The organism is Nostoc sp. UHCC 0251, from assembly GCF_034932245.1.
GTDB lineage: Bacteria > Cyanobacteriota > Cyanobacteriia > Cyanobacteriales > Nostocaceae > Nostoc.
In genome coordinates, this window is record NZ_JAYGHD010000282.1 from 1 (window position 1) to 1,161 (window position 1,161).

A 1,161-nucleotide genomic window follows, 5' to 3' on the forward strand; every position below is an offset into this window, starting at 1 on the left:
GCAGGGCTGTTTCATTCCACAAGGGCAAGAAGTTTGTCAATATCATGAGAGAGAAATCTTTGAGAAGTTGTGATGGAAGTATGACCATTTCGACGCAGTATATTGAGAGCGATCGCTCTCAATATGGAAAGATTTGCAGGTGCATTGCCCATACGGATCGTTGAATTATCTTCTTTGAACACAACATCTTTCACCCAATGGAGGCAATTTTCAATACCCCAATGACCGCGAATACCGAGAGAAAATTCCTTTGCGCCTGCTATCAAACTGCTAATATAACAGACAATTTCATGATATTTCTTACCCTTTCTAGTGCCAATTCTTTCGACCCTAATTAAAGATTGTATTCCCGTCCATTCTGGGTCAATTCCATTGACATCATGGAAGACTTCAACAGTACGCGTTGTTAATCTATCTCTAGTCTTTTCTGTCTCAATTATACGATAAGTAGGTTTTTTGGTGGCGGCAATGTGTTGAATATGACGATGTAGTTTGGGTTGATTATCTTTCACGGCAATAACGTAATCGTTACCACCTTCAATAATTATTTTGCAAGTTTTTTTTGGCAATGTAAGGAATCAAAGCTCAAGACTACATCTTCTATACCCAATGCTGTGACTAGCTCTTGCACAACTTGGATTTCGCTTTTCTGCTGGTTCTCAAATTTCTCCATCCCCACAACTAACCCTCTTTTGCCCGCAAATACTGATACTATGCTGACAAAATTCTGATTAGATGAACTATAGTTTTGCACCGTACCTTTAATACTTTTACCGTCTATGGCACACCATTCTGATACTTCTAAATCAACATAATTTTTAGCCCACTCATTAAATTTTTCTGCCAGTTTATCGAAATCCACTCCCATGACTACACGTCGGATTGTTGAATATGAGGGAACTCCATGTTTTTGTCTACCAAATTTCTCTATTAATACCCGTCTATGCCTTTTGACAAAATCTCCCCATGCACGATATCCGACATATCCACTCATAGTGCCCATTATTACAAACAGCAATACTAACCAAAGTGGATGTCTTCGACCATCAGTTGTTCTGAAATCTTCAACTTGTCGCAAATGTTCAATTAGAGAAGTACCCATGATTTTTATCCCCTCAACACTTGCAATTTTACCTGTTTTAGGGAATGAAACAGCCCTGC

The 1,161-nt window shown here is 38.8% G+C and carries 1 pseudogene; it reads right to left on the reverse strand.

Annotation, left to right across the window (positions count from 1 at the left end):
• Positions 1-11 precede the first annotated feature (11 nt).
• A pseudogene (locus VB740_RS36810) lies at positions 12-1,161 on the reverse strand (ISAs1 family transposase); the annotation flags it as partial.